Consider the following 15714-nt stretch of genomic DNA (forward strand, 5'->3'; position numbering starts at 1 on the left):
CGACTGATGGTGGGCACGGCGCAAGTGCGCCTTTGCCCACCCTACGAGTCTGGGTCCCGGCTCTGTGCAGCACCGCTTCGCGCTGCAGCGCGTCCGGGACACGAGCGGGGCCATGTTTTCGTCGCCCGGTTGTGTTATTGAGCTCGCCATGCTCGACACCGTGCAACATCATTCGCAGCCGCAAGCCGGCGTGCCGCAAAACCATCTCGCGCAGGAATTCGTCGAGACGCTGCGGCTGGCCGTGCCGATGATGCTGACGCAGCTCGGGCAGATCGCGATGATCACGACCGATCTCGCGCTGATCGGGAGGCTCGGCGAGGACGCGGTCGCCGCCGCCGCGCTGGCGCATACGGTCTATTTCGTCAGCTTCACCTTCGGGCTGGGATTGATGTCCGCGGTGTCGCCGCTGGCAGCGCAGGCGTTCGGCGCCGGCGACATCGGACGCATCCGCCGCTCCTTGCGCGTCGGCTTGTGGGTCGCGCTGCTGATCTCGCTGCCGATGATGGCCTCGCCGCTCTATGGCGAGCACATCCTGATCGCACTTGGTCAAATGCCGCAATCGGCCGCGCTCGCCCAGCACTATCTGAATGGCCTCGCCTGGGGCATCGCACCGGCGCTCGGCTTCATCGCGCTGCGCAGCATGATGAGCGCGGTCAACCGGCCGCAGCCGCCGCTGTGGATCACGGTTGCGGCGATTCCCGTCAATGCCGCGCTGGTCTATGTCCTGATCCACGGCCTGGTCGGCCTGCCGGAGCTCGGCCTGTTCGGCGCGGGGCTTGCGACCACGCTGGTCAATCTCGGCACCTTCCTTGCCGTGCTCGCCATCGCCGCCTGGCGAAAACCGTTTGCGGACTACCGCCCGCTCGCCCATCTCTGGCGGATCGACTGGCCCCTGATGCGCCAACTCATCGTGGTCGGCGCGCCGATCTCGTTTTCCCTGCTGCTGGAATACGGCCTGTTCTCGTCCGCCGCGCTATTGATGGGGCTGATCTCGACTGCGGCACTTGCCGCGCACCAGATCGCGCTCCAGGTGACGGCCGTGCTGTTCATGGTCCCGCTCGGCGTCGGCATGGCCGCCACGGTCCGCGTCGGCCATGCCTTCGGCCGCAGCGACCCGGCCGCGGTGAAACGTGCGGGCCTCGTCGCGGCGGTGCTTGGCGTAGCACTTGTCTCGGCGCTGACCATCGCCATCATCCTCGGCCGCTTCGCGCTGGGGCGGCTGTTCTTCGGCAACAGCGAGGCCAGCACGGCAACTGTCGAGCTGACGGCGACGCTGCTGCTGGTCGGCGCGACCTTCTTCATCGCCGACGGCCTGCAGACCATCATCGGCGGCGCGCTGCGCGGCATCAACGACACCAGGATGACATTGGTGTTCGCGGCGATCGGCTATTGGTGCGTCGCCTTTCCCGTCGCCTGGGTGCTGGCCTTCCACGCCGGGCTGGGCGCGGTCGGCGTCTGGATCGGGTTCTCGGTCGGGACGTTCGTCTATGCCGGATTCTTGATCTTGCGATTCCGGATGCTGACGCGCAAACTGGCGGGATGACCGGGTCCGTTCGCGAAATCACTCCTGATGTCGACGCCGGCACGGTGCTGTCAGGCGCGCAGTTCATCGACGCGTTTCGTGCAGAGGTCGGCGCGAAGCAATTGAGCGCCCGCGAGGCCTGCACCCGAATGGTGCTGCACGGGCCGCGCTGGATCGATGCTCTGACACGCTTGCGCAACATCGTGGTGACACCCTTCGGCTTGAAGACATCGGGCGAAGGCACACCGGCGCCCGGCGGCCTGATCGGCCTTTTTCCGGTGCTGAGCGAAACGCCGGAGCGGCTGGTCGCGGGCTTCGACGACTATCATCTCGATTTCCGTATCGTGGTCGATGTCGCCGGCGAAGCGACGCTTCGTCACGTCACCGTGACCACGCTGGTGAAAACGAACAATCTGCTCGGACGGACCTACCTCACGCTCATCACGCCGTTCCACAAGCTCGTGGCCCGCAGCATGATGGGCTCCATCGTGGCGCCGGCGCCGTGACGCTGTCCGTCGACCTGTTCTTTTCCTTTCGCAGTCCCTTCAGCTATCTGGCGCTGCCGAAGACACTGAAACTGGTCGCCGGGTATGATCTGACGGTCAACCTGCGACCGGTCTATCCGCTCGCGGTGCGCGTGCCCGGGTTCTTCAAGAAAGCCAGCCCGAACTTCATCCGCTATGTGGTGCTCGACAGCACGCGCGTGGCGCAGCACGAGGGCATTCCGTTCCGCTTTCCGAGGCCCGATCCGATCGTGCAGGACAAGACGACGTTCGATGTCGCGGCCGAGCAGCCCTACATCCACCGCCTGACCCGGCTGGGCGCCATGGCGCAGCTCGAAGGACGTGCGCTCGCATTCACTGATGCGATCGCGCGCGTGCTGTGGGACGGCTCGGTGGCGGGATGGAACGAGGGCGATCATCTCGCACGCGCCGCCGGGAAGGCGGGCTTCGATCTCGCTGCGATGGACGCCGCGATCAGCGCCGATCCGGATCGCTACGAGCAGGTGATCGCGGAGAACGAGAAGGACCACGCCGCGTCAGGCCATTGGGGCGTGCCGACCTTCGTGTTCGAGAACGAGCCGTTCTTCGGCCAGGACCGCATCGACCTCCTGCTCTGGCGCATGGTGGCCAAGGGGCTGACGAAGCGCTAATTCATTCCGCCACGCGCGCGGACGCGTCGGTCGAGACCTCCGACCATTCGCCGACGACGCGGTCGAGATCGCAAAGGTTCTGGTGCATCTGCTCCAGCGAGAAGCCGATGGCGAAGAAGCGTTCGGCGGTGTCCGCGGAATGGCCGCGGATCAGGCCGTCATGGCGGACGGCGGCAACGGCCTCGGCGTAATGCTGGAGCGCGACGTGGACGGGATGGATCGGCGGCGCGCCGGCGCCCTCGCGCAAGGCGGCTGCGGCTGAACGCAGAAAGCGCGCGATCACGGTCGAGACTTCCATTAGCGGAGCAGCGAGCCGCATCTGCACCTCGACCGGCAACGGCACCACCGTAGCGCGGCCGATCATCACGACGTCATGGCGCAGCCGCAAAACCGTTCGCAGCAGCGGGCCTGTGTCGGGCCCGCTCGACAACCGCGCGGAGCGCTCACGCTCGGCTTCGGCTCCGATCGCATTCATGCCGACCATCGCGGTGCCGATGCCGTCCTGGATCCGGTGCAGCGCATCGTTGTCGCGGCCGCGCGTCAGGCCCGCGAGCAGTTCGGTGAAGGCGTCGGCGATCAGCTCGAGCAGCGCGGCTGCGCTGGCACGGATCTGTCGCACGGCGCGCGAGGGCAGCACCAGGAACGAAACCAGCAGGCCGGTGATGGCGCCAACGCCGACCTCGCTGACGCGGTCGATCGCCGAGGTCATGGGATCGGAGTGATGCATGGTCGGGACCAGCAGCACGATGATCGCGGTCACCGTCGCTGCGTTGAGGCTCGGGTTGATCGCGGCCACGAAGGCGAGCGGCGCGACCGCCAGCACCAGCAGCCCCAACAGGCCCGCCTCGGTCGAATAAGGGATCATGATCGCGATCGCGCCGCCATAGATGGCGCCGCCGATGGTGCCGAGCACGTAGTCGCGCGTCGCCTTCAGCGAGCGGCCGACGCTCATCTGGGTCACGATCAGCGAGGTCAGCACGGCCCACAGCGGCAACAGCAGATGCAGCGCGGTGGCGATCGCGTAGGCCGCCACCGCGGCCACCGTGACCCGGATCGCCAGCCCCAGCTGTGTCCGCCGTGCCCGGATCCGGTCGAACAGCTGCTTTGCGAGTGCCATCGTCGAATGTCCCGGTCCGATCCCAGATCGCGAAAGCATGGCTGATGCCCGCGGCCGCAAGGCCGCTTGAAAGGCCAAATCAGCCCGCCTAACTTGCGCGCCAAAACGAGGAAACACGATGGCCCACGAAACCGCAACGCTCGCCGCCTATGTCTTCAATCTGAAATATCAGGATATTCCGCCCGAGGTGCTGGATCGCGCCAAGGTGCTGACGCTGGACTTCCTCGGCAGCGCCATCCGAGCCCGCAGCGAGGCGGAATCGACCCCGTCGATCCTGAAGATGCTGGAGGCGCTCGCGCTCGACACCAAGGGCGAGTCGACCGTGTTCGGCGATAGCAAGACCTGGACGCCGGCGGTTGCGGCATTGCTGAACGGTGCGCTCGGTCACTCCCTCGATTTCGACGATACGCATGCCGATTCCTCGCTGCATCCGAGCGCGCCGGTCGTTCCCGCCGCCTTCGCCGTCGGCGAGATGGTCGGCGCCTCCGGCCGCGACGTGCTGACCGCGATCGTTGCCGGCTATGAGGTCTGCTGCCGGCTCGGCAACGCGCTCGACCCGACCTCGCATTATGCGCGCGGCTTCCACCCCACAGCGACTGCGGGCACCTATGGTGCGGCCGCGGCCGCCGGAAAGCTGTTCGGCCTCTCCGAGCAGCAACTCATCTCCGCTTTCGGCGTCTCCGGTAGCCAGGCCGCCGGCTCGCTGCAATTCCTGGTCAACGGCGCCTGGAACAAGCGCTACCAGGTCGGCGCCGCCGCGATGAACGGCGTGATCGCCGCGACATTGGCGCGCAACGATTTCGTCGGCTCCAGCGAATCGGTCGAAGGCAAGCACGGCCTGCTCGCCGGCTACACCGACGATGCGCATCCCGACAAAGCGGTCGCCGAGCTCGGCAAGACCTACGAGACCATGAAGATCGGCGTGAAGCCGTATCCGAGCTGCCGCTACACCCATGCGGCGATCGACGCGCTGATCGCGATGCGGCGCGAGCACAATCTGACGCCCGACCAGGTCAAGCGCGTCGAGATCGGCCTGCATCGCAACGGCATCACGCTGACCGGCGATGCCGCGACCAAGCGGCATCCGACCTCGATCGTCGGCGGCCAGTTCTCGATGTTCTTCACCGGCGCGCTCGCGCTCGACCAGGGCTCGTTCGGCTGGGACGACTACAACCGCCTCGGCGACGCCGCCATCGACGCGCTCGCCGACAAGTTCGACGTGGTGCAGGACGACCGGCTCGAAATCGGCCGCACCCACCCGTTCGGTGCGCGCGTCAGCATCACCACGGATGACGGTGTGCACGAGCGGCTTTATGCCGACCCTTCGGGAGAGCCGACCTCGTTCCCGGATGCACAGGCGATGCAGCAGAAGTTTCTGACGCTGGCGCGGCCGGTGCTGAATGCGCGCGCGGAAAAATTTGCGGATGCGATCATGACGCTGGAACGGTTCGACCGCGTGGCCAAGGCGACGGAGCTGGGGAGGTAGCAGCTCCCACCCCACGAATGCTGCACCCTCGCCCCTTGCGGGAGAGGGTGGATGCGCGAAGCGCAGCCGGGTGAGGGGTTCTCTCCGCGAGTCGAACTCTTGTTTGAAGGCGCGGAGAAATACCCCCTCATCCGGCGCTTCGCGCCACCTTCTCCCGCAAGGGGAGAAGGAAGATAGCGCCGCGCTCCTCTCAATTTACCCCCGCCAGCTTGCCCTTCTCGCGCGTAGCGGCCACCACATCCCGGACCAGCTCGAACACGCCGTCCGCTTCCGGCGGCCAGTTCGGCGAGCGGCCCATCCGCACGATCACCAGCTTCTCCGACGGGATCACGATGGTGTATTGCCCGATCGTGCCCTTGGCGAAGAAGGCATCTCGGGGCCAGCCGTGCTCCACACGAAGATTCGCACCAAAGCTGTCGCCCTGGTTGGTCCAGAAGCCGGCGCCGATGCCGACCCAGGCGTTCGGCGTGGCCGTCGCGGAATAGTTCACCCAGCCCTCGGGCAGGATACGCTTGCCGCCGACGACGCCGTCATTGAGATAGAGCTGGCCGAAGCGCGCCCAGTCGCGCGCGGAGGCCAGCATCTCGCTCGACCCCTCGATGGTGCCTGAACCGTCGAGCTGAAGCGTGACATTGCGCATGCCGAGCGGCGCGAACAATTCGCGGCGTGCGAAGCGCAGCGCATCCGCAGGACTTCCACCGGTCGCATTGCGGATCAGGCGGGAGAGAATGAGCATGTTGCCGTCGTGATAATTCCACGCGGTACCCGGCGCGGTCGCGAGCGGAATGCTCTCGGCATAGGCCGCCATGTCGCGCTCGCCGAACTTCATCCGGTTGACCGGCTCGAACGCCGAGCCGAGCGAGGCCTCCAACGAGCTGCCGAGCGCGAGCCCCGCGGTATGGCGCAAGAGCTGATCGACGGTGATGGCGTGGCGCGGATCGTCCGGATCTTTCCACGCCGCGACCGGCGCAGGCGCGTCGAGCTTCAGCTTGCCCTGCCGCACGAGGATTCCGGTGAGAGCCGATATCATCGACTTCGTCATGGAGAAGCTGAGCAGCGGCGTCTCCGGCCCGATGCCGTCGAGATAACGTTCGGCGATGACGCGACCCGACTTCATGACGACGACGGCGCGGGTGCGGCGATAGGGCGGCTGCATGGGTTCGGTGAAGGCGCGGTCGAGGGCCGCGGCCAGCTCGGGGCTTTGCGGCGTCACGATCGAGGGACCGGCGATCTCCGGCAACAGCGCGGGCTGCCTGTCGTCTGGCGGCGGCGCGACGTCGGCGATATCAGCGCCGTGGTCGAGCGTGCAGCCGAGCCCCTCGCGATAGACGGCATGGCTGCGGCCGATACCGAACAGCGTCACGGTCACATCCTTGCGCGTACGGTCGATCCGGTAGTCCATCGCCCATGTGATCAGGCCGGTGCCGGGCATGGCGTCCGTGGTCTCGGTGAAATTCCGGCGGGGATCGAGGCCCGAGATGAATGTCTCGGAGCACAGGATGTCAGCCACGAAACCCGTCGCGACCTTGGGTACGTCGCGGGCGCGGGCGGCGCCGAGCATCAGGCCGGCAGCGGCGATGGTCGTGGCGAGGAGGATGATCTTGCGGCGGCGGGTCACGGGCTTTCTCCGGCTTGGGGCGTAGGCCGGGGAGAAAGCCGGATGGGCAGACGATGCGCTCGCCGGATTTGGAAAACGACCTGATCGAAGCCGAAAGCGACCGGTCGATTCTGAAATTTTGTTGGGATTGCAGCAGCTTAGTAACTAAGCCGCATTCACCTTCAGCCGCCGATACTCCGTCGGCGTCACGCCCGTCACCGCCTTGAAGGCGCGGTTGAACGGCCCCAGCGACTGGAAGCCGGCGTCCATCGCGATGGTGATGACGGGCACCTCGGCCTGGGTGGGATCGGCCAGCGCGGCCTTGGCTTCCTCGATGCGGTGATTGTTCAGGAACACATTGAAGTTGCGATAGCCGAGGCGCTGGTTGATCAGCCGGCGCAGGCGGTATTCGGGGATCTTCAGCCGGCCGGCGAGCACGCCGATGGTAATGTTCTCCTGGCGATAGATGCGCTCGTCCGCCATCAGGCGCATCAGGGCATCGATGAGCTTCTGGTCGGCGGCGTCCTCGGCCACCGGCTGACCGAAAACGATCGGCGGTGCGGGCTCCGCCACGACCGGAAACAAATCCGCCCCGTCAACGCGCATCATGGCATAGACGATCGCCGCGACGGTGCAGGCCAGCGCGCCGGCATTGATGGTTTCGGCGACATCGCCGACGTGATGGCCGGCAGCGGCGATCTGGAGCACCGCGTTCAGCCCGCCATAGAGCGCGGCTATGCAGACGATGAAGACGCGCGCACTGCGGCGACGCTCGACCAGGTCGGTCGGCCAGGAGGCGATCGTCTGACCGACCGCAAGCGCGATGAACCCAAGCACGATCAGATTGACCACCGTCACCGAGAACCGCACATGGCCGCTGGGCGCGATCCAGACGCAGCCGGCGAAGCTGTAGGCCGTCACCAGCGCCCAGATCAATCCGTGCCACCAGCGCAGGCGAAACTCGTCGTCGAAAAGCGAGCGCGTGAACAGCCAGAACACCACCATGGTGCCCGTCGACAACGCGATCAGCGGTGCATGCCAGAGCGGGACCCGCGACGTGACATCCAACGAATAGCTCACCGCATGCGCGGCCGCGCCCAGTGCGAAGACCGCGCCGAGGCGGGCAGCCAGCACATTGCGGAAATCAGACACCAATGACGCCGCCAGCACCAGCAGCAGTGCGACGCTGGCGGCGCGGAAGGCAAGCTCTGTTGCGGCAAGGGTCATCTGGTGACGCGATCGGTCGCGATTGACATCCGCCGAACATCCTTCGTCGGGCCGCGCTTTTCAAGCTGGATCACGCGGTCTCGATCCCTGGGATTGACCTCGATCAGGTTTGCGCCCGGCTTGATCGGAGAAACCATCGCCCGCCCCTGTTTCCAGATTAGGTATCGCCGATATCGCACGATGACGGCAAATAGACCATCGCGGCGATGCTGGCGGCGCCGCGACGGGGCCATCAAATCCTGTTACGCTCGCCGCAATAAAGAAGGAGTCCCCCATGAGCTGGCAACCCTCGAACGATCCCGTGCTCGGCGATCCCATGTCCTGCGATGCGCTCGATCTCGTCATCGTGCCGCGCACGCGCGATCTCGGCGACGGATTTCAGGTGCGGCGGGCGCTGCCGCACGGCAAGCGGCAGATGGTGGGGCCTTTCATCTTCTTCGATCATTTCGGCCCGGTGCAGTTCGTCTCCGGCAAGGGCATGGACGTGCGGCCGCATCCGCATATCGGACTTGCCACCGTGACCTACCTGTTCGACGGCGCGATCATGCATCGCGACAGCGAGGGCAACGTCCAGGAGATCCAGCCCGGCGCGATGAATTTGATGACCGCCGGCCGCGGCATCGCGCATTCCGAGCGTACGCCGGAGGTGCAGCGCGCCTCGGGCCAGAAGATGCTGGGCCTGCAAAGCTGGATCGCGCTGCCGGCCGGCTCCGAGGAGATCGCGCCGTCGTTCCAGCACTACGGCTCGGGCGACCTGCCTGTTATCTCCGAGCGCGACTTCACTGCGAAGGTGATCGCGGGGTCGTCGTTCGGCGTCGCCTCGCCGGTGACGATGGTGTCGCCCTGGTTCTACACCGAGGTCACGGCCGTGGCGGGCGCCAGCGTGCCGCTCGATCCCGACCACGAGGAGCGCGCGATCTACATCGTGGACGGCGAGGTCGAGATCGCGAACGAGCGCTACGAGGCGCCGCGGCTGCTGATCTTCCGCCCCGGCGACCGCATCACCGTGAAGGCGCTGAAGGCCACGCGGATGATGTTTCTCGGCGGCGATGCGCTGGAGGGCCCGCGCCACGTCTGGTGGAATTTCGTCTCCTCCAGCAAGGAGCGGATCGAGCAGGCCAAGCAGGACTGGAAAACCGGCCGCTTCGCCGCGGTTCCGCAGGAACATGAGTTCATTCCTCTGCCGGAATAGGCTAATCCGGTGTCCGGCCGTGCCATCAGGCGCGGCCGGATTTTTGCGCGAAGGCCAAACTCTCGAAAGTTCTGCGATGACCGCCATGCTCTCCAGCGACCTGCCCCTGCCCAAGATCGGCCGCGGCAAGGTGCGCGATATCTACGCCGTCGACGACGACCGCCTGCTGCTGCTCACCACCGACCGCATCAGCGCCTTCGACGTCGTGATGGGCGAGACCATCCCGATGAAGGGCGCGGTGCTGACGCAAGTGAGCGCGTTCTGGTTCAACGAGCTGGAAGGCGTGGTGCCGCATCACATGATCAGCGCCGACACCGACGAGATCATCGCGGCCGTGCCGGCGTTGAAGCCGCACCGCGCCGAGATCCTCGGCCGCGCCATGCTGTGCCGCCGCACCACCGTATTTCCGATCGAATGCGTGATCCGCGGCTACCTCTCGGGCTCGGCCTGGAAGGAATATGCGGCCAGCGGCACGCTCGCCGGCGAGACGCTGAAGGCCGGCCTCGTCGAGAGCGAGAAGCTGGAGCCTGCGATCTTCAGCCCGGCGACCAAGGCCGAGACCGGCCACGACGAGAACATCACGATTGCGCGGATGCGCGAGGTGGTCGGCGAGGAGACAGCCTATACGCTCGAGAGCATGACGCGCGCGATCTACACGCTCGGCGAGAAGCTGGCGCGCGAGCAGGGCATCATCATCGCGGACACAAAATTCGAATTCGGCCGCGACAAGGACGGCCGCATCATCCTGATCGACGAGGTCATGACGCCGGACTCCTCGCGCTTCTGGGCCGTCGATGCCTACAAGCCGGGCCAGCCGCAGGCCAGCTTCGACAAGCAGCCGCTGCGCGACTATCTCGACGTCGAACGCCGCGCCGGCCGCTGGAACGGCGACGCGCCGCCGCCGCCGCTCCCTGCGAGCGTGGTGGATGCGACCAGCAAGCGGTATCTGGAAGCGTATCGGCGGGTGACGGGGAAAGAGCTGAAGATTTAGGCCCGTTTGCGGATCTGGTCCGGCTGTTGCCGCAAACTCCGTCATTGCGAGGAGCTCTTGCGACGAAGCAATCCGGACTATTTCCGCGGAGAGATGCTGGATTGCTTCGCTGCGCTCGCAATGACGGGTTGGACGAAGCTCCCGCCACACTCTCAACTGTCATCGCCCGGCTCGACCGGGCGATCCAGTACTCCGAGACGCCTGTGATTCGCGGAGAAGCCGCGGCGTACCGGATTCCCCGCTTTCGCGGGGAATGCAGCGGTGGGTACGGAGACTTCAGTTTTCCCTCAACCCTATGGTTGAGCGTTCACACGCCGTGAATGCAGATCCTCACCGCGAAACTATCGGATACCTCATAGTTACAAGAATCCTGTTGCGCTAAGCCCGTACTCGTCTACGTCTCAGACTGCATTTTCAGGGGCGAGCGCGACGGCGTGACCGAACCAGCAATTATTTTCAGCCCGGCGCCGCGCGTAAGTCCGGCCCTCAAGCGTGCGCTGAATGACATATTGGGCGGAAGCGCCGCCAGCATCCTGACCGTCACTTTCGGGCTGTCATACTCGCTGCTGATCTTCGCCGGTCCGCTGTCGCCCTATCTGTCCTACGGAATCACAGCGACCTTCGTCAGCTCCGCGGTGCTTGCGATCGTGATCGGGCTTTGCAGCTCGCTGCCCTTCGCGGTTGCCGCGCCCGACAGCTCGACCGCGGCAGTGACAGGGATTCTGGTGGCTTCGCTGGTCGAGCGCATCGAGACGGCGAACCTGACGACGCCGCTGCTCGCGCCGGTCCTGATCACGCTCGGCCTGTCGACGATGCTGACCGGACTGGTGCTGTGCGGCCTGGGCCTGACGCGGCTGGGCCGCGCCATTCGCTACGTGCCCTATCCCGTAATCGGCGGCTTCCTCGGTGCGACCGGACTTCTTATCGCGCTGGGCGCGATCCGGGTGATCACCAACCACCCCTTGCAGTTCGCGACGCTGCCGTACTTCGCCGACAGGACCATCCTGCTGGAGCTGGGCGCCGCCTGCGCGATGGCGCTGGTGCTTTATCTCACCTGGCATCGTTCGCGCAGCCCGTTCGGCCTGCCGATCATCCTGGTCGGCGGCGTGGTCACGGCGCATCTGGCGTTCTGGATCACCGGCGTGTCGTTCGACAGCGCCCGCACGCTGGGCTGGACCTTCCAGCCGCCGCCACAGGCGGTGTTCATGCTGCCCTGGCACACCGACGATCTCGCCCGCTATCCCTGGCTTGTCGTGCCGGATTTGATCGGCAACGTCGTTGCCGTCATCTTCGTGACGGCATGCTGCACGCTGTTCAACACCACCGGCATCGAGGTGGCCACGCATCGCGAGGCCAATCTGGAGCGCGAGCTGAACGTCACCGGCGCCGCCAATATCCTGACCGGCTTGCTGGGCGGCTACCCCGGCTGCAGCTCGATCAGCCGCTCGATGCTCAATTTCTCCAGCGGCGGTCGCGGGCGCCTGTCCGGCCTTACCGTCGCGGCGCTGTCACTCCTGATGCTCGCGGTCGCGCCCGAGCTGCTCGGCTTCATCCCGAAATTCGTCATCGGCGGCCTCTTGCTCTATCTCGGCGCCGATCAGCTGCACAGATGGCTCATCGAATCGCGCAAGCGGCTGTCGAAACTCGAATATCTCTCGCTGATCGCCATCATCGCGATCATCGTGACCTGGGGCTTCGTGCCGGGCATCCTGATCGGCGTGATCATCGGCTGCGCCACGTTTGCCTTCAGCGCCGCGCGGGTTGAATCGATCAAGTACAGTTTCGACGGCTCGGAATATCGCTCCTCGCTCGACCGCTCGCGCGATGACCAGGAGGTGCTGCTGGCGCATGGCGGCAATATCCAGGGCCTGAACCTGCAGAGCTATCTGTTCTTCGGCTCCGCCAACCGGCTTTACCAGCACGTCAAGCAGCTGCTGCAGGAGCGCCCGGAGTGCCGTTACCTGCTGTTCGATTTCAAGCTCGTCACCGGCGTGGATTCGTCGGCCGCCTACAGCTTCGCGCAGATCAAGCGCAGCGCGCACGACCTCGGCGTCGCGCTGATCCTGGTGCATCTGTCAAAGGCGGCCGAGAAGGTGCTGCGCTCCAGCGATTTCGTCGGCGAGGGTGTCACCATCATCGGCGAGCTCGATCACGCGCTGGAATGGTGCGAGAACGAGATCATAGCGCAGCATCAGGGCCTGGCACAGGAAGAGGCCAGCCTGCGCGACTGGTTCGCAAGCATCCTCGACAGCGAGGACGATGCCGACAGGCTGATCCACCGTTGCCATCGCATCGAGGTCGAGGCCGGCGACATCATCGTGCAGGCCGGCGATCCCGCCGATTCCATGCACTTCATCCTCGAGGGCCGCGTCGGAATCATGATCCCCGCCGACGACGAGCGCACCACGCGCGTGCGCAGCCTCGGTCGCTACACCACGATCGGCGAGATGGGCCTGGTGTCGCAGACGCCCCGCAGCGCCACCATCCAGGCCGAGGTCGATAGCGTGCTTTACGTGCTGAACACGCATCAGTTCGCCGCGATCAAGGAAGAGGACCCTGCGCTCAGCCACAAGCTGCTGACGTATTTCGTCTCGGTCATGGCGGAGCGGCTGACATTCGCGAACCGGACGATTGCGGTGCTGCGGCGGTGATCAAGTTACCTTCTTTCTGAAGACCACGGAAAGCTCACATACTGGTCGCGCGTGTCGTAGCAGATATTTCCGTACATCTTGAGGTAGGCATCCCGACGCGTGGAATCATTGAACACGGCCGCGGGATTTTCCAGGTCGGCTTCATATTGGCGGATATTGCCTGCCGTCAGCGCGCTCGGAAGAATGTCCATCGCCTGCGGAATGCTCTTGCCGTCCAGCCAGTCGGCCGCATGCTGGCCCATGGCGTAACCGAACACCGAGGATGCGAGACTGATGCTGATCTTGTAAGGCCCGCCCTTCTTGATCTCAGCGACGGCTTCGACCTCGCCATCGATGCCGCCGAAGAACTGATCCGGCCTTTCCTTACCCGCCTCCCTGACTGCCTGCAGAGCCCCGAGGACCACCGTGTCGGCGCCCAGCACCACGTCCACGTCGGGATGTGCCAGCAAGATCGTTTGCATCATTCGATACCCGCCCTCCTTGTTCACCGTCGGAGGAGAAATGTCGGCGACAAAGTCGGCGCCGGGAATATCCTTGAGGGCATCGCGCATCGCCGCGAAACGCGGGGCGAGAAACTGCAGGCTGTCGTGAGTCAGGAGCACGACGTTGGCCCTGCCACCGAGCTTGCCCCGAATGTAGTTCGCGGCTGCGTCCCCAAGCGCCTTGCCCGTGAGGTATTGGGGCGCATTCAACAGGGACGTGGCCGGCGGCGGCACCACGGCGCCGACATAGGCGCCTTGCCAGATCATCTTCCGCAAGGCCGGCGCCACCGCGGCTGGATCGACGGGAGCGATGACAAGCCCGCCCGTTCGCGCGTCCCGGAAGCCGTCGATCTGTCCGATCATCTTTTCCGCGCTGTTGTCCGCAACCGATACCGAAAAGCTCAGGCCACGATCCCTTGCGGCCATCGCGGCGCCTCTGGCAATGCCTTTGACGAATTCGCGATCATTGTCCTGCGCGAAGGCAAGAGACTTGTTCAGTGACGGAGGGGGACTGCAAACAGCGGCGTTTCGATCGAACGGAGCAAACACGCGAGGGGTGGTGATCCCGGCTGGTCCATCCTCCGCCCGCGCGCCCACGTGACAGGCAATAGCCATGCAGGCGATGAAAGCCGCGAGCCAATTCCGTCGGTCAAATTTCATGCGGACACACTGTCGACTATGGAAGGAACAACCAATTTGCGCGGCAAGACGATCCGGAAGGTCGTGCCCCGATCCAGTTCGGAGGTCGCAGTGATATCGCCCCCAAGATTTCTCAAAACCGTTCTCGCATAGGCAAGCCCGACACCCTCGCCAGTCTGGTCCAGCTTGCCGACCCTGCGGAACAGCTCGAAAATCCGGCCGACATCCTGCGGAGCCATGCCTCGGCCATTGTCGGCCACCTCGATCGCGACCCGATCGCCAGGCAGCGTTGTGCTGTTGACCTTGAGGTGAAGTGGCCGTTCCTTCGCACGATACTTGACCGCATTGTCGAAGAGGTTGCCGATCACCTGCTCCAGCGAAAGCCGATCGGTTACGATCGACCGAACTTCAAACTGTGTATCGATCTTTCCGCCCGCTACGGAAATCTGGTGCTGGATCGCGGAGGCGCTCGATACGATGGTGCGCTCGAGGTCTACGGTTTCCGGCCTTGGGTCGCGGCGCCCGTCCCGCGACAGCAGCAGCACTGCGTTCAGGAGTGTCTCCATCTTGGACGCCGACTTGCGGATATAGCTAATGGCTTCGGGCATCTCTTCATCGGTGATCTTCCTTGCATGCCGCAGATCCGGATCAGTCGCCCCGACGCCTGACTGCTCGAGGTATAGCGCGAGATCCCTCGCGCCCTCTGCAAGCTCCTCAGAAAAGCCCATGATGCTGATCAACGGGGCGCGAATATCGTGCGACACAAGATGCGTGAAACGCTGCATCTCTTCGTTGGCCCTCGCGAGAGCTTCCGTCCGATGCTTGACCCGATCCTCCAAGGAGACGTTGAGCGTCGCAACCTCGTCGCGAGCCTGCGTCAACTCTCTGGTGTAACGCAAAAGCGTTACGGTCACGGCACCGACGACCAGCACAATCAGGACTGACGCTGCGATCGACGCGAACCTCAAATTCGTCGCGTTTGACCTCTGCTGCACGACGCCCGACGTGAGACGATTGTCCATGGCCCGAACGATACCCGAGACGAACAGGTTCAACTCATCCATCAGCGCCTTGCCGCGGTTGGTATTGATGATGGCGAGGGCCTGGTCGTCCTTTCGGTCGTTCTTGAGCGCGATGGTCTGGTCCATTTCGGCAAATTTGTCGGCGGTGAGGACATCGAGCCGTTTCAACACCGTTGCGAACTGTGGGTCGTCGCCGAGATTTCGCTTCAGTCCATCGAGCTGCCGGTTGGCCGACGTCTTTGCGGCGCCGTAGGGAGAAAGATAGATCTGGTTGCCGGTCAGCAGCAATCCGCGCTGGCTCGCCTCTGCCGATTGCACCGCGCTGCGAAGCTCGACCGCTGCGACACGGACATCACGCAATCTCACCACTTCATCGAAATGCTCGTTGGCGCGATCACCGAGCCACACCGTCATGCCGACAACTGCGAGGAGCGCGGCCAAGCCCACCACCAGCAGAACCAGCGAGATCGGCACGATGAGACGCTTCGCAATATACATGTCGTGCCAATCCAGCCCGGATGCCGGGAAACTCAATAGGATTACAAGACCTTAAGGACGAAATAACATCAAGGCCCAACCGCCGGGTTCCATTCCGGAGTTGGAGCTTGCATCTCGAATGCAGGGTGCAAACGCGC

Annotated in this window: 13 protein-coding genes; 7 read left to right on the forward strand and 6 right to left on the reverse strand. The window is 64.8% G+C overall.

What is annotated here, in order from left to right:
- The first annotated feature begins 148 nt into the window (after positions 1-148).
- Genes PMI42_RS16560 through PMI42_RS16570 form a run of 3 tightly spaced genes read left to right on the forward strand, consistent with a single transcriptional unit; the run spans position 149 to position 2675 of the window.
- Complete coding sequence (locus PMI42_RS16560) at positions 149-1543, forward strand: MATE family efflux transporter (protein ID WP_008136050.1); 1395 nt, start codon at positions 149-151, stop codon at positions 1541-1543.
- Positions 1540-2028: a DUF2867 domain-containing protein gene (locus tag PMI42_RS16565; protein WP_008136052.1), complete on the forward strand. Its 489-nt coding sequence runs from the start codon at positions 1540-1542 to the stop codon at positions 2026-2028. The genes PMI42_RS16560 and PMI42_RS16565 overlap by 4 nt, the downstream gene beginning before the upstream one ends.
- The gene (locus tag PMI42_RS16570) at positions 2025-2675 is read left to right on the forward strand and encodes a 2-hydroxychromene-2-carboxylate isomerase (protein ID WP_008136054.1); all 651 of its coding nucleotides are present in this window, start codon (positions 2025-2027) and stop codon (positions 2673-2675) included. Before PMI42_RS16565 ends, PMI42_RS16570 begins: the two co-directional genes overlap by 4 nt.
- 1 nt (position 2676) lies before the next feature.
- On the opposite strand, the gene PMI42_RS16575 is transcribed toward PMI42_RS16570, so the two are convergent.
- Entirely contained in the window at positions 2677-3792 is a 1116-nt protein-coding gene (locus PMI42_RS16575; protein WP_008136055.1) for an FUSC family protein, read from the reverse strand.
- 118 nt (positions 3793-3910) lie between these two features.
- Here PMI42_RS16575 and PMI42_RS16580 point away from each other — a divergent pair, with 118 nt between their 5' ends.
- A complete protein-coding gene (locus tag PMI42_RS16580) occupies positions 3911-5278 on the forward strand; it encodes an MmgE/PrpD family protein (RefSeq protein ID WP_008136057.1) in 1368 nt (455 codons plus the stop codon).
- Positions 5279-5468: 190 nt separating this feature from the next.
- On the opposite strand, the gene PMI42_RS16585 is transcribed toward PMI42_RS16580, so the two are convergent.
- From PMI42_RS16585 to PMI42_RS39220, 3 genes are all read right to left on the reverse strand, one after another.
- Complete coding sequence (locus PMI42_RS16585; protein ID WP_008136058.1) at positions 5469-6896, reverse strand: serine hydrolase domain-containing protein; 1428 nt, start codon at positions 6894-6896, stop codon at positions 5469-5471.
- A gap of 144 nt (positions 6897-7040) precedes the next feature.
- Positions 7041-8102 carry a helix-turn-helix domain-containing protein gene (locus PMI42_RS16590; protein ID WP_008136060.1) on the reverse strand — a complete coding sequence of 354 codons (1062 nt, stop codon included), beginning with the start codon at positions 8100-8102 and terminating at the stop codon, positions 7041-7043.
- Positions 8099-8335: a hypothetical protein gene (locus PMI42_RS39220; protein ID WP_157195767.1), complete on the reverse strand. Its 237-nt coding sequence runs from the start codon at positions 8333-8335 to the stop codon at positions 8099-8101. The genes PMI42_RS16590 and PMI42_RS39220 overlap by 4 nt, the downstream gene beginning before the upstream one ends.
- A 41-nt stretch (positions 8336-8376) precedes the next feature.
- Between PMI42_RS39220 and PMI42_RS16595 the strand changes: the two genes are divergently transcribed.
- The 3 genes from PMI42_RS16595 to PMI42_RS16605 all read left to right on the forward strand — a co-directional run bounded on the left by PMI42_RS16595 (position 8377) and on the right by PMI42_RS16605 (position 12936).
- A complete protein-coding gene (locus PMI42_RS16595; protein ID WP_008136065.1) occupies positions 8377-9294 on the forward strand; it encodes a pirin family protein in 918 nt (305 codons plus the stop codon).
- 76 nt (positions 9295-9370) lie between these two features.
- Positions 9371-10285 carry a phosphoribosylaminoimidazolesuccinocarboxamide synthase gene (locus PMI42_RS16600; RefSeq protein ID WP_008136068.1) on the forward strand — a complete coding sequence of 305 codons (915 nt, stop codon included), beginning with the start codon at positions 9371-9373 and terminating at the stop codon, positions 10283-10285.
- A gap of 434 nt (positions 10286-10719) precedes the next feature.
- Positions 10720-12936: an SLC26A/SulP transporter family protein gene (locus PMI42_RS16605; protein WP_008136069.1), complete on the forward strand. Its 2217-nt coding sequence runs from the start codon at positions 10720-10722 to the stop codon at positions 12934-12936.
- 5 nt (positions 12937-12941) lie between these two features.
- Here the strand turns inward: PMI42_RS16605 and PMI42_RS16610 are convergent, their stop codons facing one another.
- Both PMI42_RS16610 and PMI42_RS16615 read right to left on the reverse strand, forming a co-directional pair.
- The gene (locus tag PMI42_RS16610; RefSeq protein ID WP_050994382.1) at positions 12942-14078 is read right to left on the reverse strand and encodes a sugar ABC transporter substrate-binding protein; all 1137 of its coding nucleotides are present in this window, start codon (positions 14076-14078) and stop codon (positions 12942-12944) included.
- Positions 14075-15577 (reverse strand): sensor histidine kinase, encoded by a 1503-nt coding sequence (locus PMI42_RS16615; protein WP_008136073.1) that lies wholly within the window; start codon positions 15575-15577, stop codon positions 14075-14077. Before PMI42_RS16615 ends, PMI42_RS16610 begins: the two co-directional genes overlap by 4 nt.
- Positions 15578-15714 lie beyond the last annotated feature (137 nt).

The organism is Bradyrhizobium sp. YR681 (genome assembly GCF_000282615.1).
Taxonomy (GTDB): Bacteria; Pseudomonadota; Alphaproteobacteria; order Rhizobiales; family Xanthobacteraceae; genus Bradyrhizobium.

Coding starts and splice junctions, on each gene's coding strand:
- PMI42_RS16560 (WP_008136050.1), top strand. CDS start 149: ATGCTCGACACCGTGCAACATCATTCGCAGCCGCAAGCCGGCGTGCCG.
- PMI42_RS16565 (WP_008136052.1), top strand. CDS start 1,540: ATGACCGGGTCCGTTCGCGAAATCACTCCTGATGTCGACGCCGGCACG.
- PMI42_RS16575 (WP_008136055.1), bottom strand. CDS start 3,792: ATGGCACTCGCAAAGCAGCTGTTCGACCGGATCCGGGCACGGCGGACA.
- PMI42_RS16580 (WP_008136057.1), top strand. CDS start 3,911: ATGGCCCACGAAACCGCAACGCTCGCCGCCTATGTCTTCAATCTGAAA.
- PMI42_RS16590 (WP_008136060.1), bottom strand. CDS start 8,102: ATGACCCTTGCCGCAACAGAGCTTGCCTTCCGCGCCGCCAGCGTCGCA.
- PMI42_RS39220 (WP_157195767.1), bottom strand. CDS start 8,335: ATGGCCCCGTCGCGGCGCCGCCAGCATCGCCGCGATGGTCTATTTGCC.
- PMI42_RS16595 (WP_008136065.1), top strand. CDS start 8,377: ATGAGCTGGCAACCCTCGAACGATCCCGTGCTCGGCGATCCCATGTCC.
- PMI42_RS16600 (WP_008136068.1), top strand. CDS start 9,371: ATGACCGCCATGCTCTCCAGCGACCTGCCCCTGCCCAAGATCGGCCGC.
- PMI42_RS16610 (WP_050994382.1), bottom strand. CDS start 14,078: ATGAAATTTGACCGACGGAATTGGCTCGCGGCTTTCATCGCCTGCATG.
- PMI42_RS16615 (WP_008136073.1), bottom strand. CDS start 15,577: ATGTATATTGCGAAGCGTCTCATCGTGCCGATCTCGCTGGTTCTGCTG.